The sequence below is a fragment of the Ruegeria sp. BHSB196 genome, assembly GCF_059613135.1.
The window spans coordinates 1-21,750 of record NZ_JBXWRY010000005.1; the positions used below are offsets into that span (position 1 = coordinate 1).

The window sequence follows — 21,750 nt, forward strand, 5'->3', positions numbered from 1 at the left end:
CTACGGCGTTCGCTCAAGCTCAGTTGCGTGTAAACGGCTCCCATGCCATGATCTCCTATTAGATAACCCATTGGTTTCTAATAGGAGTCGCACTTCAGGGTAGCGCGCTCCCGTGATGGGTTAGAGAACGTGTAATCCGTCTTATGTTGACTCTGAATCCCGATCACGCCGCCGCCGGTCCAGATAGTTCTTGTACGGTTTCGCCTTGCGGCCCCGGTATTTCACCGTGAGGGTCAGCGGCAGGTCGTTTTCGTCATAGACGCCCACGACGACGCCGCGCCCGCGGCTTTTGGTGCGCATCTCCACCAGCTGCTCGCTGGAGCGGGTGGTGCGTTGCGACGGGCGGCGGGCCCATTCGAACAGCAGGTCGTACATCTCGGAGACGACCTCGGCATGGGCGGCGCTGTCGCCCAGGTCGGTCAGCTCGTCCGGGTCGTTTTCAAGGTCGAACAGGATTGGGCGATGCCCCCCCTCGCAATGGATCAGTTTCCATCTTTCGGTCGCCACCATGAACATCACCGCGTCGCGCACCTCGGCGTTCAGCATGTCGGCGACCGGCGAGGCGGAATAGTCGTATTCGCAGATCACGTATCGGCGGCGGGTCTCGGCGCGGGCGCCGTGCAGGATCGGCAGCAGGCTTTCGCCTTCGAGGATGTGATCGGCCACCGTGCCGCCCGCCGCCTCGACGAAGGTGGGGGCGAGGTCGATGGATTCCACCAGCGCATCGCTGGCGGTGCCGCGCGTGGCGTCGGCCTGGGGCGACGGGTCGTAGACGATCAGGGGCACGCGGATCGACGCGTCGTGGAAGAAGGTCTTTTCCCCCATCCAGTGATCGCCCAGGAAATCGCCGTGATCCGAGGTCAGGACGATCATCGTGTCCTGCATCCGACCGGTCGCCTCCATCCAGTCGAACAGCCGGCCCATCTGGTCGTCGGCCTGCTTGATCAGGCCCATATAGGCGGGGATCACCGCCTCGCGCACCTCCTGCCGCGAGAACGCCTGTCCCACTTTCGTGTCCATGAACGCCTTGAGCACGGGATGGGCATTCTGCCGCTCGGCTTCGGACCGGTTGACCGGCAGGACATGTTCGGGGCCGTACATCGCGGCGTAGGGGTCGGGCACGATATAGGGCCAGTGCGGCTTGATGTAGCTCAGGTGGCAGCACCACGGGTCGTCATGGGCTTGCATGAACTCGATGCCGCGGGTGGTGAGATAGGGGGTTTCGCTGTGCTCTTCGGCGATGTTGGCGGCTTGCGGGGCGTGTTTCAGGAACCAGCCCGAGAGCACGTTGCCGTCCGCATCCAGGCCGGAATTGGCGAAGTCGTGCCAGGGATTGTCGCTCTCGTACCCGAGCGAGCGGAGGTAATCGTTGTAGTTCCTGGCGCCGTCGGGGTCGTAAAAGCCGTCCGGGCCTTCGGGCCGCATCCCGTCGTCGCGTTCGAACACGTCGAAGCCGCATTCGGCGACGCGGGCGCCGATCAGGCTGTCGGGCTCCAGCCCCAGCCGGGCCATGCCCTCGGCATCGGCCCGCATGTGGGTCTTGCCGACGAGCCAGCAGCCCATGCCGGCCTTGCGCAGGTGGTCGCCCAGGGTCATCTCGCCCACCTTGGGCGGGATGCCGTTCCACGACGCGCCGTGCGAATGCACGTAGCGGCCGGTATAGGTGGACATGCGCGAACTGCCGCAGATCGGGGACTGGACATAGGCCCGGTCGAACCGCACCCCCATGGCGGCGAGGCGGTCGATGTTGGGCGTGTGCAGGTGCGGGTGGCCGTAGCAGCTCAGGTAATCCCAGCGAAGCTGGTCGAACATGATGAACAGGATGTTCCTGGCTTTGGCCATGGCGCGCGCGTGTCCCGGTGAATTCCTTCACATGCTAAGTTACCCGGAATGGCGGCGCGGGCGAAAGCCCGATTTTCCGGCGGGCGTTCCGGTCCGTCAGCCGTCCGCACGTTCCGCCATCTTGCGGGCGCGCGGGCATTGCAGGCGGTCGCGTAGCGGGCTGTCGGGATCGATGTCCTTTTGGCAGACCACGCATTTGTCGGCCCCCGAGATCGCGTTCAGGCCGCCGCAGCTGCCCTTGATGGTCTTGCCCATCAGCAGGACGCCGAGCGACATGCCGACCACCACGATCAGCAGCAGAATGAAGGCCAGAAGAAAGGTGGTCATCGTCGCCTCGCCCGTTCAGTTGCGTCCCAGCACGTCCTTGAACGCGCTGCTGTGTACCGTGATATAGGCTTCTTCGCCGCCTGTCACATCCCTGGAGATGAAGAACACGGCGAGATCGTGCGCCTCGGCCACTTTCAGACCTTCCTCCTGACCCAGCGCCAGCATCGCGGTGGCCCAGGCGTCGGCCAGCATCGCAGTCTCGGCCACCACCGTGACCGAGGTGGTGCGGTGCGTGATCGGCCGGCCGGTGGTGGGGTCGAGGATATGCGAATAGCGCACCCCGTCCTGTTCGAAGAAGTTCCGGTAGTCGCCCGAGGTCGCAAGGCCCCGGTCGCTGACCTGCACGACGAGCTGCACCGATTGCGCGCCCGGTTCCGGTTTCTCGATCCCGATGCGCCACGCCTCGCCCTGATCGTTCTCGCCGCGCGTCACCAGATCGCCGCCGATCTCGACCATGTAGCTTTCGACGCCGGCCTCTTGCAGGGTTTCGGCCACGGCGTCGATACCGTAGCCCTTGGCGATGGCCGACAGGTTGATCCCGACGCCGCCATCCGCCTTGGCCAGGGTCAGCGCGGTTTCATCGAGGGCCAGCAACGTCCCCTGCCCCACCCGGTCGAGCGCGGCGGCAATCTCGGCGTCGGAGGGCACCGGATCCTCGGGTTTGCGGGGGCCGAAGCCCCACAGTTCGATCAGCGGACCCAGCGTCACGTCGAACTTGCCGCCGCTTTTGGCGTGCACGTCGTTGGCCGCTGCGATCACCGTGGCGAATTCCGCCGAGACCGGGACCGGCGCGGTGCTGTCCAGCGCGGAGAAGGTCGAAACCTCGGAGTTCGGATCCCAGTTCGACATCTTGGCGTTGACCTCGGCCAGGGTCGCCTCGACCGATTGCGCCAGGGCGTCCGCGTCCAGATCCGGCCCGATGGCGGTGATGGTGTAGGTCGTTCCCATGGTTTCGCCCGACAGGCGGACCACGTCGGGTTCCTTGTCGAAGAGACATGCGGGAACGAGAAGGAACAGGGCCAGAACGGACCAGTGGCGCATTGGGCGGTCTCCTGAAAATCGCAACCGGCGTATGCCAGCGCCCCGGCGCGGTGTCAAACCGGGCTCAGACCCGCAGCGGGACGAAGGCCAGCGTCAGCAGCCCCAGCGCCGCCAGCAGGCCGTAGATCCAGGCGCGCCTCTGCCAGCCGGGCGGCTGGTCCTTCCAGGCGCGGCGGAAGCGGTGGCCGCACACGACCACGACAAAGACGATCAGCACACCGATCAGGGGGGTCAGATGAAGGCCGTGCACCGTGCCGAATCCCTTGTTCTTGCAGCGTCAAACGCGCCCGTGACGCATTTGCGCACTATACAGGCCCGGCCCCTGCGGTAAGGTGGGACCGAGACGCAATCACCGGCACAGGAGGAAACCTGCCCATGGCCCCAACCTCTTACCAAGCCCCCACGCGCGGCGACAAGGAGGAGAAGACCACCTATAGCCAGACCGCCGAGTCGAATCTGTCGCACAGCCAATCGACCGTCGCGAAGCTGCTGGAAGGCAAGGGCGACGCGGTGTTTTCGGTACGTCCGGGGGACACGATTCACGATGTGGTCAAGCTGCTGAAGGAAAAGCGAATCGGCGCGGTGGTGGTGACGGACCAGAACGGCGCGCTGCAGGGCATCCTGTCGGAACGCGACATCGTGCGCCGGATGGCGGAAACGCCGGGCCAGACCCTGCCGCAATCGGTGTCGGATCTGATGACGGCGAACGTGCAGTGCTGCACGCCCGACGACTACCTGATGGATGTTCTGAAACACATGACCGAGGGCCGGTTCCGGCACATGCCGGTTCTGAAGGACGGCCTGTTGTGCGGGATCATCACCATCGGGGATGTGGTGCAGTTCCGGCTGAAGGAACTGGAATACGAGGCGCTGCGGATGAAGCAGATGATCGTCGGCTGACCGGCCCGATCTGGCCTGCCGCCCGCGATTTTGTGCCGGTTGCCGCAATGGCACCGGCGGGAATCCGCGATTCCGACGGTTCCGGCATCACTTTCCGGCCAGAGGAGTTGAACCCCAAGATTTCGACTGTATTTAGCGGCTCTGCCCGTGCCCCGTTTCCGGGGGACAGGCACAGGCTGAATCGCCGTTGCGCAAAACAACCAAATGCCGCAACCCGGCCTGTCACATGTGATCCGATGCTGTTAAGCGGCTGATAAAACAGTTAATGTCAGAATGAAATGCAATCCGGGACGGCCAGCCGCACGTATGCGGTGGGTGTTCCCTTTGAAAGTCGGGCTTTGATCGATGAAACGTCCAACCCAGATGCCCCAACCGCGCCGTGAGCTTCCGAAGGCGCGCAACCGGGGGCTTCGCTATCTCGGCCTGGCCTTTCTGTTCAGCATCTTCGTGAACCTGCTGATGCTGACCGGCCCTCTGTTCATGCTGCAGGTCTATGACCGGGTGCTGAGTTCGCGGTCCGAGGAAACGCTGGCGGCGCTGTTCCTGCTGGTGGCGATGCTGTTCGGCCTGATGGCGCTGCTGGATTACGCCCGCGGCCGGATCGTCGCCCGGTTCGGCGCCAAGATGCAGTCGGAACTGGACGAACGGGTGTTCGAGGCGACGCTGCGGCAATCCATCCACCCGCAGATCCGCTCGGCCCCGGCCACCGCGCTGCGCGACCTTGAGACGATCCAGACCCTGTGCACCTCGCCGGTCCTGCTGGCGGTGATGGACATTCCCTGGACGCCGGTCTTCGTGGCCGCCATCTTCATCTTCCACCCGATGCTGGGCTGGCTGGCCGTGGTCGGCGGCGGGCTTCTGGTGGTGATCGCCCTGCTCAACCAGATCCTGACCAAGCGGCGCGTGGCCGAGGCCCAGAGCGCCTCGGCCCAGGCCAACGCGTTTTCCGAAAGCGCGCGGCAGGCCTCGGAAGTGGTCCGGTCGCAGGGGATGCAGAAGGACGTGACCGCGCGCTGGATGCGGCAGCGCGCCAACGCGCTGGCCCAGACCGTCGCCGCCAGCGACTGGACCGGCAGCTTTTCATCCTTCACCAAGTCGCTGCGGCTGTTCCTGCAATCGGCGATGCTGGCGCTTGGCGCCTATCTGGTGCTGCAGAACGAGTTGACCGCCGGCGCCATGATCGCCGCGTCGATCCTGCTGGGCCGGGCGCTGGCCCCGATCGAGCAGGCGATCGGGCAATGGTCGCTGGTCGAGCGGGCGCGCACGGCCTGGTTCTCGCTGAGCCGGTTCCTCGACCTCACCCCGCCCGAGACCCAGCGGACCAAGCTGCCGGTGCCCAAGGCGCTGCTGTCGGTCCAGTCGCTCACGGTGGTGCCGCCGGGCGCCAAGGTGGCGACGCTGCGCAACGTGAGCATGAAGGTGGACCCCGGCGAGGCGATCGGCATCATCGGCAAGAGCGGATCGGGCAAGACGACCCTGGCCAAGGCGCTGCTGGGATTGTGGCCGCCGGCAACCGGCGAGATCCGCCTGGGCGGCGCGACGCTGGACCAGTACGATCCCATCGATCTGGGCAAGCATATCGGATACCTGCCGCAGCAGGTGACGCTGTTCAACGGCACCGTGGCCGAGAACATCGCGCGGCTGTCGCTCAACCCCGATCCCGAGGCGGTGATCGAGGCGGCCAAGAAGGCCAAGGCGCACGATCTGATCCTGACCCTGCAGGACGGGTACGACACCTTTCTGGAAGGCAATGACAGCCAGCTTTCGGGCGGGCAGAAACAGCGGATCGCGATGGCGCGGGCGCTGTATGGCGATCCGGTGATGCTGATTTTGGACGAGCCGAACTCGGCGCTGGACGCGGAGGGGACCGAGGCGCTCAACGCCGCGGTGCGCGAGTTCAAGGCCGCAGGCAAGGCGGTGCTGATCATGACCCACCGGCCGCAGGCGATTTCGGAATGCGACCGTCTGGCCGTGGTCGAACGGGGCCAGATCGTCAAGATCGGGTCGCGGGACGAGGTGCTGAGCGCGATGGTGCAGAATGCCGGCGTCATCAAGCGGCAATTCGGAAAGGCGGGTGAGTGATGGACCTGAATTCTCAACCCCCGAAAAAGGACGTCTGGCGGATCCGCTTTCCCGCCACGGTGGGATTCGCGGCCCTGTTCATTCTGGTCGGCGGTCTTGGCGTGTGGAGCACGCAGACGGAACTGGCGGGCGCCATCGTCTCGCCGGGCACGGTCGAGGTGCAGACCAACCGGCAGGTGGTGCAGCACCCGGACGGCGGCGTCGTCGGCGAAATCTATGTGCGCGACGGCGACAAGGTCGAAGCCGGCGATCTGCTGATCCGGTTCGATGACACGTTTCTGAAATCCGAGCTTTCGGTCGTTCAGGGCCAGCTGTTCGAACTGCTGGCGCGCAAGGCGCGGCTGGAAGCCGAGCGGGACGGCGCGGACATCGGGGAACTGGATGCGAAATTCGACGCGCTGGTGCAGAAGGAGAAGGCGCCGCCCGACCTGATCGACGGGCAGCGCCGGCTGTTCATCGCCCGCAAGGAGACGCTGGCGAAACAGAGCGAGCAGCTGCGCGAACAGAAGATCCAGATCGAAAGCGAGATCAAGGGCACCGAGGCGCAGCTGGTCGCGCTGCGCAAGCAGGTCGAGCTGATCGTGGACGAGTTGAACGATCAGCAGAGCCTTCTGACGCGCGGGCTGACCCAGACCAGCCGGGTGTCGGCCCTGCGCCGGGAAGAGGCCAGTCTGAACGGCCAGATCGGCCAGCTCGAGGCCAACATCGCGCGGCTGAAGGGCGAGATCGCCTCGACCGAGATCGAGATCCTGCGGCTGACCGCAACCCGGCGCGAAGAGGCGATCACCACGCTGCGCGATCTGCAGTTCCGCGAGATCGAACTGGTCGAGCGCCGCCTGTCGCTGACCGAACAGCTGTCGCGGATGGACATTCGCGCGCCGGTCTCGGGCGTGGTCTATGGCAGCACGATCTTTGCCCTGCAGTCGGTGGTGCAGCCGGCCGAACCGATGATGTACGTGGTGCCGCAGGACACCCCGCTGAAGGTGACGGCGCGGGTGGATGCCATCCACGTGGACCAGCTTTTCGTCGGCCAGCCCGCCACCCTGCGCTTTCCGGCGTTCAACCAGCGCCAGACGCCAGAGCTGGAAGGCAGCGTGGTGACGGTTTCGGCGGACGTGTTCACGGATGAAAAGACAGGTTTCAGCTTCTACCGGGCCGAGCTTTACATGGACGAGGGCCAGCTTGCGCGTCTGGAAGGGCAGGCCCTGGTTCCGGGGATGCCGGTGGAGACCCTGATCAAGACCGACGAGCGCACGCCGCTGTCCTATCTGACCAAACCGCTGACCGACTATTTCGTGAAGGCGTTCCGGGAATAGGCGGCGGCATGCCGATGCGGGACCGGTCCGCGTGACGCGCGGGCCGGGCCGTGGCTGGCGACACGAGGTCCGGCGCTCAGATCCGCAGGTTTTCGAGATCGTTCAGGAGATCGAGCAGCAGTTCGAGCTTGTCCGCGCCGTATTCCGCCTCGACCGCCTGATGGATGGCGGTCGAGGCTGCCATGTTGTCCAGCAGCACCTGCCGCCCGGCCTCGGAGATCGACACCAGCGTGCAGCGTTTGTCGGCGGGCGCGGGCCGGCGCTGGATGTGCCCGGCCTCTTCCATCGCGCGCAGGATGCGCGTGAGGCTGGGCAGCAGCAGGCAGGCTTCGCGCGCGATGGTCGATTGCTCGACCTCGCCCAGTTCGTCCAGGGTGCGCAGGATGCGCCATTTCTGCTCGGTCAGGCCGGATTGCAGCAGCATCTCGCGGATGGGCAGCATGATCCGTTCGCGCGCGCGCAGAAGGGCGATGGGAAGGGCACGGGAGGTATCGCGGAGCACCGGCTTGGCGTCAGAAGTCTGCATGTCCGAGTTATCGCCGCAAACGGGGCGCATGACAATGTTCCGCGCGACGGCGGTCAGACACCCAGCAGGGCGCGGGCCTCCTGCGGCGTCGCCACCGCGCGCCCGGTGTCGCGCACGAGGCTGGCCATGGCCTCGATCAGCTGGCCGTTCGAGGTCGCCTTGTCGCCGTCGGGCAGATAGAACGTGTCCTCGAGCCCCGTGCGCAGATGGCCGCCCAATTCGGCGGTGGCGCGATGCAGCGGCCAGATCTCGGCCCGGCCGATCGCCGTGACCTGCCAGCGCGACTCCGGCGGCGCGAGATCGCGCAGGATCGGCAGCAGGTCGGCGCGTGCGGGCTGGCCCGAGGCGACGCCCATGACGAAATTCACCTGCGCGGTGCCCCGGAACATCCCCGCCGCGCGGTACATGCCCACGCTGCGCACGATGCCGGTGTCGAAACATTCGAATTCCGGAATCGCGCCGGCCTCGGCAATGGCGTCCAGATAGTCCTGGATCTTGGACACCGGGTTGTCGAACAGCATCGGCGGCCAGGCCCAGGAGCCGTCCTTGCGGAGCTTCAGATAGTTCAGCGATCCGGCATTGCAGGCCGCCATTTCCGGCCGGGTCGCGCGGATCACGTCCAGCGCCGCCTGATAATCGGGTCCGACCACGCCCGAGGTGTGATTGATGACGATCCCCGGGCAGGCGTCGCGGATGGCGGCCTGAACCTCGTGCGACAGGGCGATGTCCCAGCTTGGCAGGTGGCCCCTGCCCTCGCCCTGCTGACGCAGGTGGATGTGCACGACCGAGGCGCCGGCGTCATAGGCGCGCCGCGCCTCGTCGGCCATTTCGCGGGGTGTCACCGGCACGTTGTGCTGTTTCGGATCGGTCAGGACGCCGTTCAGCGCGCAGCAGATGATCGCCGTGTCCATGTGAGGCTCCCCGTCCGGTGCGGCCTGCGGGTTACAGACCGTCTGTTCTGTTTCTAAGGATTTGAAGCGCGCGGCGTCAAGTGATATTGGCGAAAGCGTCGGGCCGCCGTCCCGACAGCGCCGGAACGGGTTGGACTCATGGGCAAAAAACCTTCGCTGCAGGACAAGCGGTCTGCCGAAACCCGCAAGCAGGTCTTTGCGGCGGCGATCGCCTGTCTGGACCGGTACGGCTATTCCGAAACCACCTTTGCCAAGGTGCAGGCCATGTCCGGTCTGTCGCGCGGCGCGATCACGCATCATTTCCCGACCAAGCAGACGCTGGTGGCGGAAACCGCGATGACCCTGCTGAACCGTCTGCTGCGGCCGCGCCGCCGCAGCACAGGGGATACCGGACGGCCGGTGCATGACCGGGTGATGTCCGGCTGGCAGATCATGGTGGCCAGCCGCGAGGGGCGCGCCTTTGTCGAGATCCTGGTCGCCTGCCGCACCGACGCCGCGCTGCGCACCCTGCTGGCGGACCGGCTGAAGAGCTGGGACCGGCAGGTGGGCGAGCAGATGAACCGCGAGTTCCAGGGCCGAAGCCCGGAACCGGACGACGCCGCGCTGCTGTGGGCGATCGCGCGCAGCTTTTTCCGCGGCCTGATCATCCACCGGCAGTTCGTGGAGTCCGAGGACTACATCCGGCGGATGATCGAACGATTCGCGGAAATCCTGGAACGGGATATGTCGCCGCGCCCCGAACCCCGCGACGCCGGACCCGGCGGCGGGTGATCGCGCCCGGCGCGGCCGGATCAGTTTTCCCGGAAGGCGCGCGACATGCTGTCGGTGATCGGTTTGACGATGTAGGACGCGAAGGTGCGTTCCTCGGTCTGGATCATGATTTCCGCCGGCATGCCCGGTGTCGGGACGAACCCGCGCACGCGGTTCATTTCCTCGGTCGAAAGAGAGATCCGCGCCAGATAGACCTCTTGCGGGGTGCCGTTCTTGTCGTCCATCAGGGCGTCGGCCGAGACATAGAACACTTCGCCCTCCAGAACCGGCGTCGTGCGCTGGTTCAGTGCGATGAGCCGGACCGTGGCGTTCTGGCCGGTCACGACGCTGTCGATCTCGGTGCGCGGAATCTGCGCCTCGATGATCAGCGGCGCGTCGGCGGGAAGGATTTCCGCGATCGGCTCGCCGGTCTCGATCACGCCGCCCGAGGTGTGGTAGTGCAGGCGCACCACCGTGCCCGAGACCGGCGCGCGCACCACCGCGCGGGCCAGGACGCTGCGGGCCTGCCGCGACTTTTCGCGGACGCTTTCGAGATCGGCCTCGATCGCGCCAAGCTCGTCCAGAGCGGTCTGGCGGTAGGCGGATCGGGTTCTCTGGATCTGTTCCTCGTATTTCAGCAGCATCTGGCTGATTTCCGAGGCTTCGGCGCGCAGCCGCGCCAATTGACCTTCCGCCTCGGCCTGAATGCGGCGAATGGCATTCAGTTCGCCCTTGCGCACCAGCCCCTTTTTGAACAGCGCGTTCTTGGTCTCGAATTCTTCCCGCAGAATGTCGGACCGCTGCACCATCGACGCGAGCTGCGCCTGGTAGCCGCTTTCGCGCACCTTGAGCGCCTCGATGTTGCGTTCCAGCAGCGCGATGTCGTTCAGCAGCGTCTTGCGGGACACGTCGAAGGTCAGCTTCTGGCCGTCCAGGATCGTGGCAACCTCGCTGTCCTGGGCCGCGGCGTCCTGCAGTTCCTGCGAGAACACCAGCGTCTTCTGTTCGCGGTTCTCGGCCGCGAGCCGTTCGGCGGTGGCCTGAAGCCGGTACTTGCGGATGAAGAGTTCGCGCTCGGTCGATTCCGCCGAGGTCTGGTCGAGAGTCATCAGGATGTCGCCGGCCTCGACCGCCTGCCCCTCGGACACCCGGATCTCTTCGATGATGCCGCCTTCGAGGTGCTGCACGATCTTGTTGCGCCCGGTGGCCACGAAACTGCCCTGCGCGATGACGGCCGCGGCGAGCGGGGCGCGGAACGCCCACAGGCCGAAGCCGCCGAAACAGACCACCAGCAGGGTCATTCCGATCACCACCAGGTGCGTGATCGACCGCGGAACCTGATCGTACCAATAGGTGACATCCGCCGAATGAGTCATGTCCGACATCTGGATCAACCCCCCTGATCGCCCTGGATTTCAACCGGGCGCGCGCCCGCGCCTCCGCCCTTGAGCTGGGCCAGAACCTGATCCCGCTGGCCGAACAGGGCCACGCGCCCGTCGGTCAGGAGCATGATCTTGTCCACCACGCCCAGCAGCGTCGGCTTCTGCGTGATCACGATCACCGTGATCTTGTTGCGCCGCGCGTGTTCGATGGCATTGGCCAGCGCCTTGTCCCCGGCCACGTCGAGGTTCGAGTTGGGTTCGTCCAGCACCACCATGCGGGGATTGCCGAAGAAGGCGCGGGCCAGGGCGATCCGCTGCTTCTGACCGCCCGAAAGGGGCGAGCCGTCCGCCGCCACGACGGTTTCATAGCCTTGCGGCAACGTGGCGATCATGTTGTGCACATCGGCCAGAACCGCGGCGTCGTGGATCTGTTCGTCGGTCGCATCCGCGCGCATCCGGCCGATATTGTCCTTGATCGTGCCGGGAAACAGCTGCACGTCCTGCGGCAGATACCCGATGCTTTCGCCGAACTGGCGCGGATCCCAGTTGCGGATGTCCATCAGGTCCAGGCGCACGCTTCCCGAGGTCGGCAGGACCGACCCGACCAGCGTCTTGCCGAGCGTGGTCTTGCCGGCGCCGGAGTTGCCGATGATCGCCAGGGTTTCGCCGGGACTCAGCGAGAAGGTGATACCGTTCAGCACCACCCGCTTGGTGCCGCCCGGCACGTAGAGCAGCCGCTCGACATCCAGCCGGCCTTCGGGGCGCGGCAGGCGCAGTTTCTCGTATTGCAGGGCCGAGCTGGCCAACAGCGCGCGGATGCGCTCGAACGCGCCGCGCGTCAGCAGGAAGCTGTTCCAACCCTCGATGGAGCCTTCGATGGGGGCAAAGGCGCGGCCCGCGATGATCGAGGCGGCGATGACCATGCCGCCGGTGATCTCGCCGTTCAGCGCCAGGAACGCGCCCCAGCCCAGGATGCCGATCTGGGTCAGCAGCCGCACCGCGCGCGAGATCGCCGCGAAGATCACGTTCCGGTCCTGCGCGCGCACCTGCCACGTCATCGAGGCCGCCGTGTCGCGACCCCAGATGCGCACCGCCTCGGGGATCATCGCCAGGGCGTTGATGATCTGGCTGTTGCGGGACATCGAGTCGAGATGCTGATTGGCCAAGGACTGCGCCTTGTTGGCCTCGGCAAAGGGCTTGGCGGTGGTCTTCTGGTTGATGAAGGCGATGGTCATGAGGATCAGCGCAGTGACCACCACGATCATTCCCAGATCGGGATGGACCAGGAAGATCATCAGGATGAAGAGCGGGGCGAAGGGAACATCGAGAAAGGCGATGAGCGTGCCGGAGACCAGAAAGCCGCGCACCTGCTGCAGATCGCCCAGCGTCTGGTATTCGCGCCCGGTCCCGTGCAGCGAGGCATGGGCCGCCGCGCTGAGGATCGGCGCGCCCATGCGGGCCGCAACTTCGACCGATGTCCGCATCAGCATGAACCGGCGGATGGCGTCGAAGGCGGCCTGGAAGATCACCGCGCCCGCCACGATCACGGTCAGCATGATCAGCGTGTCGAGCGACCGGCTGGTGAGCACCCGGTCGCTGATCTGGAAGAGGTAGATCGGGATGGCGAGGATCAGCAGATTGGTCGCGCAGGTCAGGATCAGCACGAAGCCCAGATTCCGGCGGATCGCGGCCAGCGCGGTGCGCAGGATCTTCTGGAAATCCTCGGGCGGGGTGCGCTTGTGGAACGGATCGATGGGACCGCCGCCCCCGCCGCCCTGTCCGCCGCGCGCCGGCAACGGCTGATTGGCCTTGGCATCGATCGTGGTGCCCAGATGGTCCTTGCCCGCCCGGGCCGGGGCGTTCCGCCCGGGCGGTACGTTGGTGAATCCGCTGGGTTCGGGTTTGTCCTTCACGGTGTCTTCCGCCTTGGCTTCGGCCTGGGGCGCCTCGCGGGCCGGTGGGGTCTCGGGCGCAGGGGCCGTATCCAGCCGCAATTCGGGCGACAACCGCAGGGGCACCGCGCGCGGGGCGTTGGCCGGTTCGGCCGGTTTCTGAAGGGATGAGCTCAGGCTCTTGCCGCTGACACCGTTACCCAGACATTCCGCGATCTGACGCACGCCGCCCGTGTCGGGTGGGGTGCGAAGGAACCGCGTCGAAGTACCGTTCGACATATTTCAACTTTCCAAAACCAGGTGAACTCAAATCAAAGAACTTCAGGCGAGCATGCTGTGCATTCCGTCGGCGGTCAGGGCCGGGTTGTCCGAGTTCGGGCTTCCGGCCCCGGATCCCCCGTTCTGGAGGGCATCTTCCGCGAAGCCGTCCTCCATCAGGAAGGCCACTGCCTCGTTCACCAGATCGGTGATTTCCCCGGCGTCGGGCGTATCCGGCGATTCGACCAGGCTGGCCTGATGCAGGAGCAGATCCGAATACGCCTCGTTGTTGGACATGATCAGGGAATCGACACCGTGCTTGGTGATGTTGGCGGCGTTCAGCATTGCGTTGCTGCCGGCGACCGCGTTGAGCGCCCCCGCACCGCTGAGATACACGTCGTCCTGATCGGCCAGCGCGTTCTTCTGCTTGATCACGTTCACCTGCTTCAGGCTTCCGTCGATCTTGAGCACGCGCAGCTGTTCCATGCCGGCGAAATGCGGATCGCTCAGCAGCGCCTGTTCCATCGCCTCGTGTGTCATGTCCTCGATGTTGAGCACGTCGGAGAGCGAGGACGACAAGCTGTCGTGCACGTCCTCGCCGATGGTGGTCAGCCTGGCCGTGTTCATCACCAGGTTTTCGTCGGAGTGATCCGCGTCGCCGGTCTTGGCATGGCCCAGCGATGCGCCCGCGCCCAACGACAGGATGTCATTGTCGAGCAGAACCTGCGTCTGTTCGATCACGTCCACCGAAATCGCGTTCTCGCCGATGAGGATCAGATCGTAATACTGGCCGAGCTGAAGGATCTCGTTGGCATTGGTCAGCTCGTTGCCGCCCAGCAGGTAGTGGGTGGAGGACGCGGTGATTTCGGTGCGGATGTTGTCGATATCCGCCGCGATGATGTTCTGGTGGATGAAGTTCGCGATCGTCAGATCGCCGGTGATGTGATCGATGGTCACGGAAACCGGCTGGCCCGTGTTGCCCGCGACCCCGGCAAGCCAGGGCGCCGCGTTGGGCTGCAATTCGATCTGGGCGGTCTGGAACACCGCGGTGCCCGACCCCGCGTCGCCGAAGTCGGTCTCGTCGAAGTCGTACACCAGCGCAACCTGGCTGAGATAGGCAAGGTTGATCACCGAGCCGCCGACCGCGATATAGGGCGCGTCGAGCCAGGCGACATCCACGTTCGCCTCGTTGATGGCGAGGTTGCCGCCAGTCACCACCTTGTGGCCGTCGCCCGCGTCGTAGTCGTCATTGGGTTCGTATTCGTCCGGCAGGTATTTGGCGAGTTCGATCTCGGCCTCGCCGTCGGCCTTGTGGAACGCGGGCAGAAGCTCGCTCCAGGTCGGCAGTTCGTCGGCGGCCTCGCCGTTGACGATGATGTGGATTCCGTCCTCGTCGGTGAAGGTGTGCACCTCGGCCCCGGCCACCGTGACGATGTTGGGGTCGAGCATCGCCTCGGCAAACGCCTTGACGGTTTCGATGGTCAGAAACTCTGCCGCTCCGAAAGCGAGCGCCGGCAGGGCGTGCAGCGCCATCGCCAGGTCCATCGCGGTTTCGGCCTCGGCCAGCTTGGCCGCGACATCGCGGAACGGTCCCTCGCCCAGCGTGTCGTTGTCGAACAGCGACAGAACCTGCACCGTGAAGGTGAAGGCCGAGCCGGGGAAGGTGAATTCCACTTCGGCCTCGTCGGGCTCGGGGATTTTCGGGCGCCCGGCATCATCGGGAGACCCGGCATACGGGCCATCCTGCACCGGCGGCGCGAGGTCGATGATCGCGCTGGTGACGGTCGCGGGCAGCGGCGCGAAGAACTCGGGCAGCGCCTCGGCGTTTTCCGGCTCGGGCACCTCGATGCGGAGGGTGGCCACCTGGTACTGTCCGGGGTCGAGTTCGAGTTCGGCCTTGACCGTGATCCTCGTGGCGTCCGGAAGCTCGTCGAGCTCCGCCTTGCGGCGAAGCGCGGTGAATTCTTCGTACTGGTCCCGAAGGCGGGCCTTTTCGATGGTCAGGTCAAATAGACCGGCAAAATGTGAAATAACTTCTGTAATACCGTCGAGCGCCATGTTGTTTTTCCCTATCGCTCGTTCTGGAAGGAAAGGCCGAATGGCTTTCCGAAGACCGGGGCCGCATCGCGGCCCCGATCGGTTTCACGTGACGTTTCAGACGTCGGTGTCGTCGCTGGCGTAGGACGACGACATCGCGCCGCCGACCATGGTCGTGTCGACCGAGTTGCCCAGCACGTTCGCACCCATGACGATCTGCTGGTTGAAGGCCGACGTATCGACGACTGCCGCTGCCGACGCATAGGACTCGCCGGTCACGATGCCGTCGCCACCGTTGTTGGAGCCCCAGTTCCCGGCATTGCCGCCAGCGCCGCCGTCACCGGAATACGCGCCAGCCGCGCTGCCGCCGGTGGTGGCGCCGCCATAGGTGTCGCCGCTGTCGGCATCGGCCATCGAATAGCCGGTGGTGCCGCCGTATGCGGTGCCGCCCATCGAGCCGCCGCCGCCGCCGCCGCTGGCCGCGCCATGCGCATCGCCCGACCCTGCCGAATTGGCGTCGTTGTCGGAGTCCGCATCGCCGCCATAGCCGGCAATCGCTTCGGCGAGGCTGTCCGCGCTGCCATCCGTGTCGGCCTGGGCGAACACGTCCGCCGCGCCGCCGTATCCGGCAGTGTTGGCTGCATCGGCCGAACCCGCGCCATCCGCGGCCGAAGCCGAGTCAGACGTGTTCGAGCCGCCGGCCCCGCCGGTGCCGTCCGCCGCCGAGTTGCCGCTGGACGATCCGTCCGCCGCGCCGTTGGCGGTGTTGGTTCCGCCGTCGCCGCCATCGGCGTCGGTGTCCTGCTTGCTCTTGGCTACGCCGTCCACATCGCCGGTGTCCTGATCGATGTCCGGACCGTCGCCGGTGGACTGATCGCCAACGCCTTGCGCGTGGTTGTCGCTGTCGGCCATTCCGCCGGTGCCGTCGCCGCCGTCGGCGTCGCCGCCGGTCGAGTCGCCGTCGCCGGTATCGGCATCCTGGTCGCCGTCATTGCGGTTGCGGCCGTCGTCACCGGACACTTCCTGATAAAGCGCCGCGATTGCCGCTTCGACCAGTTCCGAGAAACCGCCGCTGCCGCCGTCGCCGCCGTCACCGTCAGCCGCCGCGCCCGATTCACCCATGGCGCCGCCCATTGCGGTATTGTCGCCGCCCTGCGCGTCGTTGGCTTCGGTGTCGCTGTCGCTCTCGTTCTTGGCCAGGCCAACGCCGATCGCGCCGGCATCACCGCCATTGGCACCCGAGGAGTCGGTGTCGTTGTCGGCATAGCCGCTGCTGTCGACATCGGAATTGGCGTCGGTGTCACCACCGTCCGCATCACCTTCGGCCTTGGAACGGGACGAGCCCAGACCGACCGCCAGGCCGTGCGAGTCGGCGCTGCCGCCGTCGCCGCCGGTTCCGTCAGGATCCTGCTTGACCTTGTTGGTGTTGTCGCTGTCGGCGCTGCTGTCGGCGTCGCCGCCGTCACCGCCGGTGCTGTCGCCGTCGGCATGCGCGCCGGACAGGCCCACACCGATGCTGGCATTCAGTGCGCCACCACCTGCGCCGCCTTCGCCGCCACTGGCATCCGCATCCGCGTCGCCGGTGTCGCCGCCCTTGGCGCGGGCATCGCCGCCATAGGTCTTGCCGCCATCGGCCTCGCCGCCATAGCTGGTGCCGCCGTCACCGGAATCGCCGCCATCCGCGTCGGCATCGATGCCTTCATCGGAATGCGCGGTGCCGCCGGTTGCGTTGCCGGACTGGTTGAACTCGCCGATGTTTTGGACAGAGGCGGATTCAAGCATGTCGTCGTCATACAGGTTGGCGACCTGGTTGTTGATGGACGACAGGTCGTTGCCCTCGCCGCTGAGGTCGATCTTGAGGTTGATGTCATCGCCCGGATCGTAGTTCAGATCGCCGCCGGCGGTGATCACGTCACCGATGTCGCCGCTGCCGCCGTCGATGTCCACCTGGTCGTCGTCGCGCGGAATCCACTCGCCTTCGCCGAAGTCGATGTTGATGGCGTTGTGGTTGGAGTTGTCGTTGCTGTCGTCACCGCCGTTGGTGTTCTGCTGCTGCTGGTTTTGACCCTGGTCCTGGCCCTGATCCTGGTCCTGGCCCTGATCCTGGTCCTGGCTGTCACGGTTGTCCACGTCGTTGTCGACATCCGTCTTCTGCTTCTGGGCCTGTTCCTGGTCCTGAGCGTCGGACGTATCGACCGAGGTGTCCTGCTGCTGCTGCTGCGCGTTCACGTCCGCCTTGATCTTGGCGTCTTCGACATCGATGTCGAAATTCGCGTCCAGATCTTCGACATGCACTTCGTCAACCGTCGTGACGTTGGTGTTGTTGGTGTTTCCTGCATTCCGTTTCATATCAGATTTCCATCCATCTATGAGCGCCGGACTGCCATTCATCTCAAAGGCAGTTACAAGCGCGGTTAAGTCATGAAAATTGGCCGATTCAGGTGAAATCCCGAGTCAGCATCGCCATCTGTCTTGTCTTTTTCGCACCACCTCCTTTTGAAATCCGGAGACTTATGTTTTTGATATCTCGGAACAATTCATTCGCGTTGAAAGTCAAAATCGACGTTAGTGCCACTCGGAAGGGCCTACCGATAGTTGCAAGAACAAAAAAAGCTGACCAGCCAAACAAATGATTTGGTTGCGCGAATTCCCTGAATTTCCTGATGATTTTCGCGATTTGATTAACAGGTTAGGGTAATTTTTTTCGGAAGATTAATACTTGGACTATGCCAATCGCTTGGGTTACCGGCATTTTCGCTGGAATGTCGGGGGTTTGCCCGGAAGCATAGAACCAAAGTTCTATTCGGAACCGTGCCTTTCAACTGTCTGTTGATGCAAAAGGCGGTTCGCGTTACACTAATGACGTAAAGTAAGGCTCAAAGTATTAAGGTCGGCGTTTCGCCGGCATTTCATTTGATATCGTTTGAATAGCATTCTCTGTACGAGTTTGATGTGGGGGTAAATATGAGTCATTCGAGTGTTGCCGAATCTCGAAATTCGCGCGAGCGTGGTGCAAATCCGAAAAACGAGCTGTCCGTCCTGTTCCTGGGAAAGGAATTGTTCTTTTCCGACCAGACGTTGAGCAGCGTGCACGCGGAATTCGGGGTCGCGGCCTATCGCTGCGACTCGCTGGACCAAGCGGTGGACGAGGCGGGCGGGCGGTTGCCGGCGCTGCGGATGCTGGTGGTGGACCAGATGCTGTCCGCGGACCTGCTGGAACAGCCCGAGCGATTCCTGGAAGCTGCCGGGTCGGGGTGTCTGGTATTCGCCTATCGCAAGGAACAGGCGGCGCAGGCGCTGTTTCGGGGCTGGGACAGGTGCCATCGCGGCGACATCGGGTTTCTGCCGATGAACGTGACGCCGGACGTGTGGCGGTCGGTGCTGCGGCTGCTGTTGCACTACGAGCTGTTTCTGCCGTCCTTCCTGGCCGATGTTCTGGCGCCTCCGGGAACCGAGCGCCCCAAGGTCGAGTCGGAGCCGGTGCTGCTGGCGAACCGGTCGGCCGCGCCGGGCCGCACGCTCTACGAGCAGCTGACACGCCGGGAAAAGGAGGTGCTGCGCCTGGTTTCGCACGGCGAAAGCAACAAGGCCGTCGCCGCGCGGCTGGGGATCACCGAACACACCGTCAAGCTGCACATGCATCACGTGGTCAAGAAGATCGGAGTGAGCAACCGGACCGCGGCCGCCAATTTCTTTTTCGAGGCCGCCCCGGCCGAGGCGCGGCTGCACGCCGGTGAGTGACGACGCCCAGACCCGCTTCGACCGCCTGATCCTGCTGATCGGGCGGCTCAACTATATCTGGACCAACACCGAAAGCCTGCTGATTCACCTGATCGCGGGGCTCTGCAAGACCGACAAGGACATTGCGGTCATCGTGTTTCTCACGCTCAACACGACGCGGGCGCGGATCGATCTGGTCGAGCGGCTGGCCAAGATGGAAGGGGCGGACGAAACCGTGCGGGACGCCATTCTGGAGCAGACCCAGCGCCTGATGAAGCTTTCGGCGATCCGCAACAAGTACAACCACTGCATCTATTCCTTCGATCCCGACAGCGGCAATCCGCGGACCATCCTGATGCGGATCGCCGACCGCAAGACCGACATCAAGCTGGGGCGGGCGGATATCGTGGACGAGGCCGCGATGTCGCAGATCGAAGAGGCGGTGGCCAAGCTCACCGCCGCAAACCAGGATATCTGGCGCCTGATCTCCAAGCTGGGCTATCCGGTCTGACCGGATCGCCGGCGCGGCGTCAGTCCCGCGGCGGCACGGCCCCGCCCAGTTTCCGCGTGATCTCTTCGGCTGCCGCGCGCACCGCCGCGCCGAAGCCGGCGATGGTGTCGGCGCCGAACCGGCTGCTGGGGCCCGAGATCGAGATACCGGCGCAGGGCTGGCCGTTCTCGTTGAAGATGGCGCTGCCGATGCAGGACATGCCGTCATAGCGTTCCTCGGCATCGAACGACCATCCGCGCGCACGAGTCTCGGCCAGATCCGCCAGCAGGGCGTCGGCGGTGGCGCGTGTGTGGGCGGTGAAGGCGGTCAAGTCCGGCCCCCCGATCAGGGCGCGGACCCGATCCGGGGCCAGCACGGCCAGGATCGCCTTGCCGGTGCCCGAGGCATGCATCGGCGTGCGGGTGCCGGGCGGAAAGAAGGCGCGGATCGGGTTGCGGGTTTCGACCTGCCCGATGAACACCACCTCGGCCCCGTCCGGCACGGCGAGGTTGGCGGTTTCGCCCGTCCGTTCCATCAGCGCCCGCATCACCGGCTGGCCGATCTCGGTCAGGCTGGAGCGGCGCAGATAGGCGGAACCGGTGCGGTAGGCTTCGATCCCGACCATCCATTCCTGCGTTTCCTCGTTGAAGGCGACGAAATCGTTCTTTTGCAGCGTCGCCAGAATCCGGTGCGTCGTTGCCGCCGGAATATCAGTCTGCAGCGACAGGTCGGTCAGGGTCGAGCGCCCCGACCGGGCCACCGCGACCAGCAGCGCAAGCGCCCGGTCCAGCGATTGCATCGTCGCCGGGCCGGTCTCGGAAAACGGCGATTTCGGGCGGCCGCGCGGACGTTTCTGAGTCGTCATGAGCCATGCCTCCTGTGCACGATCCGGTCCGGCCCTGCCGTTCCGAGGGGCAAAAAACATTTTCCGGATTCTTTTGGCAATGGGATCTGGAAAATGCAAACCATTTGGATTGCAACAGCTTAGCATTTTCATTCCGGTTTCGGAAACGTTTTTCAGAAAAATTGCGCGCGGCGTTTCAAGCGGTCATTCTGTCGGGCAAGTAACGGAGGCCATTTCCATGTCCGATCAGAATCCCGTCTTCATTCCCGGCCCGACCAACATCCCGGACCGGCTGCGGCTGGCCATGCAGGTCCAGACCCGCGATCACCGCGCGCCCGATTTCGTCGAAACCTTCGCGCCGGTACTGGAGGACGCCAAGAAGGTCATGAAGACCCGCGAGGGGACGGTCATCACCTTTCCGGCCAGCGGCACCGGCGGGTGGGAAGCCGCCGTCACCAACACGCTCAGCCCCGGCGACCGGGTGCTGGTGGCGCGCTACGGCATGTTCTCGCATCGCTGGATCGACCTGTGCCAGCGTCACGGGCTGGATGTGCAGATCATCGAGACACCATGGGGCGCCGGGGCGCCGGCGGACAAGTTCGAGGCGGCGCTGAGCGCCGACACGGAACACCGGATCAAGGCGGTTCTGGTGACCCACAACGAAACCGCCACCGGCGTGCGCAGCGACATCGCGGCGGTGCGGGCGGCGATGGATGCCGCCAGCCACCCGGCGATGCTGTTCGTGGATGCGGTCAGTTCGCTGGCGTCGATGGAGTTCCGCATGGACGACTGGGGCGTCGATATCGTCGTGTCCGGTTCGCAAAAGGGATTCATGCTGGCCACCGGCATGGCGATCCTGGGGGTCAGCCCCAAGGCGCTGGCGGCGGTGGAATCCGCGCAACTGCCGCGCACCTTCTTCGACTTTCGCGACATGATGAAGGCGAACGCCTCGGGCGGGTTTCCCTATACACCGCCGCTGCAGCTGATCTACGGGATGCGCGAAAGCCTCAAGATGCTGTTCGAGGAGGGGCTGGACAACGTCTATGCCCGACATTTCCGGCTGGCCGAAGGCGTGCGCCGCGCGGTCGATGCCTGGGGGCTGAAGCTGGTGGCGCAGTCGCCGGATCTTTATTCCGACACCGTCAGCGCGATCTACGTGCCCGACGGGTTCGACAGCAACGCGCTGACCGACCATGCCTTCAACGCCTACGGCGTCAGCTTTGGCATCGGGCTGGGCGAGATGAACGGCCGCGCCTTCCGCATCGGGCATCTGGGCAGCCTGACGGATGTCATGGTGCTGAGCGGCCTGGCGACCATCGAAATGGCGATGGCCGATCTGGACTATCCCATCACCCTGGGCAGCGGCGTGGCCGCGGCGCAGGACTATTTCCGCCGGCCATCCGGCAAGACCGTGAAATCGGCGGCATGAGGA

Annotated in this window: 18 protein-coding genes; 7 read left to right on the forward strand and 11 right to left on the reverse strand. The window is 65.1% G+C overall.

What is annotated here, in order from left to right; genetic code table 11:
• Positions 1 to 141 precede the first annotated feature (141 nt).
• The 4 genes from AC2FNJ_RS04795 to AC2FNJ_RS04810 form a co-directional block, all read right to left on the reverse strand.
• Positions 142 to 1,842, reverse strand: coding sequence for a sulfatase-like hydrolase/transferase (locus AC2FNJ_RS04795; protein ID WP_496762873.1), 1,701 nt, complete (start codon positions 1,840 to 1,842; stop codon positions 142 to 144).
• A gap of 96 nt (positions 1,843 to 1,938) precedes the next feature.
• Positions 1,939 to 2,169 carry a (Na+)-NQR maturation NqrM gene (gene nqrM / locus AC2FNJ_RS04800; RefSeq protein ID WP_496762875.1) on the reverse strand — a complete coding sequence of 77 codons (231 nt, stop codon included), beginning with the start codon at positions 2,167 to 2,169 and terminating at the stop codon, positions 1,939 to 1,941.
• A 15-nt stretch (positions 2,170 to 2,184) separates the two neighbouring features.
• A complete protein-coding gene (locus AC2FNJ_RS04805; RefSeq protein WP_496762876.1) occupies positions 2,185 to 3,210 on the reverse strand; it encodes an FAD:protein FMN transferase in 1,026 nt (341 codons plus the stop codon).
• Positions 3,211 to 3,274: 64 nt separating this feature from the next.
• The gene (locus AC2FNJ_RS04810) at positions 3,275 to 3,460 is read right to left on the reverse strand and encodes a hypothetical protein (protein ID WP_496762877.1); all 186 of its coding nucleotides are present in this window, start codon (positions 3,458 to 3,460) and stop codon (positions 3,275 to 3,277) included.
• 125 nt (positions 3,461 to 3,585) lie between these two features.
• Here AC2FNJ_RS04810 and AC2FNJ_RS04815 point away from each other — a divergent pair, with 125 nt between their 5' ends.
• The 3 genes from AC2FNJ_RS04815 (at position 3,586) to AC2FNJ_RS04825 (ending at position 7,508) form a co-directional block, all read left to right on the forward strand.
• Positions 3,586 to 4,110 carry a CBS domain-containing protein gene (locus AC2FNJ_RS04815; RefSeq protein WP_496762878.1) on the forward strand — a complete coding sequence of 175 codons (525 nt, stop codon included), beginning with the start codon at positions 3,586 to 3,588 and terminating at the stop codon, positions 4,108 to 4,110.
• Between the two features lie 345 nt (positions 4,111 to 4,455).
• Complete coding sequence (locus tag AC2FNJ_RS04820) at positions 4,456 to 6,192, forward strand: type I secretion system permease/ATPase (protein ID WP_496762880.1); 1,737 nt, start codon at positions 4,456 to 4,458, stop codon at positions 6,190 to 6,192.
• The gene (locus AC2FNJ_RS04825) at positions 6,192 to 7,508 is read left to right on the forward strand and encodes an HlyD family type I secretion periplasmic adaptor subunit (protein WP_496762881.1); all 1,317 of its coding nucleotides are present in this window, start codon (positions 6,192 to 6,194) and stop codon (positions 7,506 to 7,508) included. The genes AC2FNJ_RS04820 and AC2FNJ_RS04825 overlap by 1 nt, the downstream gene beginning before the upstream one ends.
• 76 nt (positions 7,509 to 7,584) lie before the next feature.
• On the opposite strand, the gene hpaR is transcribed toward AC2FNJ_RS04825, so the two are convergent.
• Together hpaR and AC2FNJ_RS04835 are read right to left on the reverse strand one after the other, a co-directional pair.
• The gene (gene hpaR, locus AC2FNJ_RS04830; protein ID WP_496762882.1) at positions 7,585 to 8,034 is read right to left on the reverse strand and encodes a homoprotocatechuate degradation operon regulator HpaR; all 450 of its coding nucleotides are present in this window, start codon (positions 8,032 to 8,034) and stop codon (positions 7,585 to 7,587) included.
• A 53-nt stretch (positions 8,035 to 8,087) separates the two neighbouring features.
• Positions 8,088 to 8,945 (reverse strand): beta-keto acid cleavage family enzyme, encoded by an 858-nt coding sequence (locus AC2FNJ_RS04835; RefSeq protein ID WP_496762884.1) that lies wholly within the window; start codon positions 8,943 to 8,945, stop codon positions 8,088 to 8,090.
• A gap of 138 nt (positions 8,946 to 9,083) precedes the next feature.
• Between AC2FNJ_RS04835 and AC2FNJ_RS04840 the strand changes: the two genes are divergently transcribed.
• On the forward strand, positions 9,084 to 9,716 hold the full coding sequence (locus AC2FNJ_RS04840) for a TetR/AcrR family transcriptional regulator (protein WP_496762886.1): 633 nt from the start codon (positions 9,084 to 9,086) through the stop codon (positions 9,714 to 9,716).
• 20 nt (positions 9,717 to 9,736) lie between these two features.
• Here AC2FNJ_RS04840 and AC2FNJ_RS04845 read toward each other — a convergent pair whose 3' ends face one another.
• The 4 genes from AC2FNJ_RS04845 to AC2FNJ_RS04860 form a co-directional block, all read right to left on the reverse strand.
• Positions 9,737 to 11,080: an HlyD family type I secretion periplasmic adaptor subunit gene (locus tag AC2FNJ_RS04845; protein WP_496762887.1), complete on the reverse strand. Its 1,344-nt coding sequence runs from the start codon at positions 11,078 to 11,080 to the stop codon at positions 9,737 to 9,739.
• A gap of 5 nt (positions 11,081 to 11,085) precedes the next feature.
• Positions 11,086 to 13,248 carry a type I secretion system permease/ATPase gene (locus AC2FNJ_RS04850; RefSeq protein ID WP_496762888.1) on the reverse strand — a complete coding sequence of 721 codons (2,163 nt, stop codon included), beginning with the start codon at positions 13,246 to 13,248 and terminating at the stop codon, positions 11,086 to 11,088.
• Positions 13,249 to 13,290: 42 nt separating this feature from the next.
• Positions 13,291 to 15,285, reverse strand: a complete 1,995-nt coding sequence (locus tag AC2FNJ_RS04855; RefSeq protein WP_496762889.1) for a type I secretion protein — start codon at positions 15,283 to 15,285, stop codon at positions 13,291 to 13,293.
• 96 nt (positions 15,286 to 15,381) lie between these two features.
• Positions 15,382 to 17,613 carry a hypothetical protein gene (locus tag AC2FNJ_RS04860; RefSeq protein ID WP_496762891.1) on the reverse strand — a complete coding sequence of 744 codons (2,232 nt, stop codon included), beginning with the start codon at positions 17,611 to 17,613 and terminating at the stop codon, positions 15,382 to 15,384.
• A gap of 708 nt (positions 17,614 to 18,321) precedes the next feature.
• On the opposite strand from AC2FNJ_RS04860, the gene AC2FNJ_RS04865 reads away from it, so the two are divergent.
• A complete protein-coding gene (locus AC2FNJ_RS04865; protein WP_496762892.1) occupies positions 18,322 to 19,005 on the forward strand; it encodes a helix-turn-helix transcriptional regulator in 684 nt (227 codons plus the stop codon).
• Positions 18,998 to 19,495, forward strand: coding sequence for a hypothetical protein (locus tag AC2FNJ_RS04870; protein WP_496762893.1), 498 nt, complete (start codon positions 18,998 to 19,000; stop codon positions 19,493 to 19,495). The genes AC2FNJ_RS04865 and AC2FNJ_RS04870 overlap by 8 nt, the downstream gene beginning before the upstream one ends.
• 19 nt (positions 19,496 to 19,514) lie before the next feature.
• On the opposite strand, the gene AC2FNJ_RS04875 is transcribed toward AC2FNJ_RS04870, so the two are convergent.
• Positions 19,515 to 20,339 carry an IclR family transcriptional regulator gene (locus AC2FNJ_RS04875; protein WP_496762895.1) on the reverse strand — a complete coding sequence of 275 codons (825 nt, stop codon included), beginning with the start codon at positions 20,337 to 20,339 and terminating at the stop codon, positions 19,515 to 19,517.
• Between the two features lie 217 nt (positions 20,340 to 20,556).
• On the opposite strand from AC2FNJ_RS04875, the gene bhcA reads away from it, so the two are divergent.
• Entirely contained in the window at positions 20,557 to 21,747 is a 1,191-nt protein-coding gene (gene bhcA / locus AC2FNJ_RS04880) for an L-aspartate--glyoxylate aminotransferase BhcA (protein ID WP_496762896.1), read from the forward strand.
• Positions 21,748 to 21,750 lie beyond the last annotated feature (3 nt).

Coding starts and splice junctions, on each gene's coding strand:
- AC2FNJ_RS04795 (WP_496762873.1), bottom strand. CDS start 1,842: ATGGCCAAAGCCAGGAACATCCTGTTCATCATGTTCGACCAGCTTCGC.
- nqrM (WP_496762875.1), bottom strand. CDS start 2,169: ATGACCACCTTTCTTCTGGCCTTCATTCTGCTGCTGATCGTGGTGGTC.
- AC2FNJ_RS04805 (WP_496762876.1), bottom strand. CDS start 3,210: ATGCGCCACTGGTCCGTTCTGGCCCTGTTCCTTCTCGTTCCCGCATGT.
- AC2FNJ_RS04815 (WP_496762878.1), top strand. CDS start 3,586: ATGGCCCCAACCTCTTACCAAGCCCCCACGCGCGGCGACAAGGAGGAG.
- AC2FNJ_RS04820 (WP_496762880.1), top strand. CDS start 4,456: ATGAAACGTCCAACCCAGATGCCCCAACCGCGCCGTGAGCTTCCGAAG.
- AC2FNJ_RS04825 (WP_496762881.1), top strand. CDS start 6,192: ATGGACCTGAATTCTCAACCCCCGAAAAAGGACGTCTGGCGGATCCGC.
- hpaR (WP_496762882.1), bottom strand. CDS start 8,034: ATGCAGACTTCTGACGCCAAGCCGGTGCTCCGCGATACCTCCCGTGCC.
- AC2FNJ_RS04835 (WP_496762884.1), bottom strand. CDS start 8,945: ATGGACACGGCGATCATCTGCTGCGCGCTGAACGGCGTCCTGACCGAT.
- AC2FNJ_RS04840 (WP_496762886.1), top strand. CDS start 9,084: ATGGGCAAAAAACCTTCGCTGCAGGACAAGCGGTCTGCCGAAACCCGC.
- AC2FNJ_RS04845 (WP_496762887.1), bottom strand. CDS start 11,080: ATGTCGGACATGACTCATTCGGCGGATGTCACCTATTGGTACGATCAG.
- AC2FNJ_RS04850 (WP_496762888.1), bottom strand. CDS start 13,248: ATGTCGAACGGTACTTCGACGCGGTTCCTTCGCACCCCACCCGACACG.
- AC2FNJ_RS04855 (WP_496762889.1), bottom strand. CDS start 15,285: ATGGCGCTCGACGGTATTACAGAAGTTATTTCACATTTTGCCGGTCTA.
- AC2FNJ_RS04860 (WP_496762891.1), bottom strand. CDS start 17,613: ATGAAACGGAATGCAGGAAACACCAACAACACCAACGTCACGACGGTT.
- AC2FNJ_RS04875 (WP_496762895.1), bottom strand. CDS start 20,339: ATGACGACTCAGAAACGTCCGCGCGGCCGCCCGAAATCGCCGTTTTCC.
- bhcA (WP_496762896.1), top strand. CDS start 20,557: ATGTCCGATCAGAATCCCGTCTTCATTCCCGGCCCGACCAACATCCCG.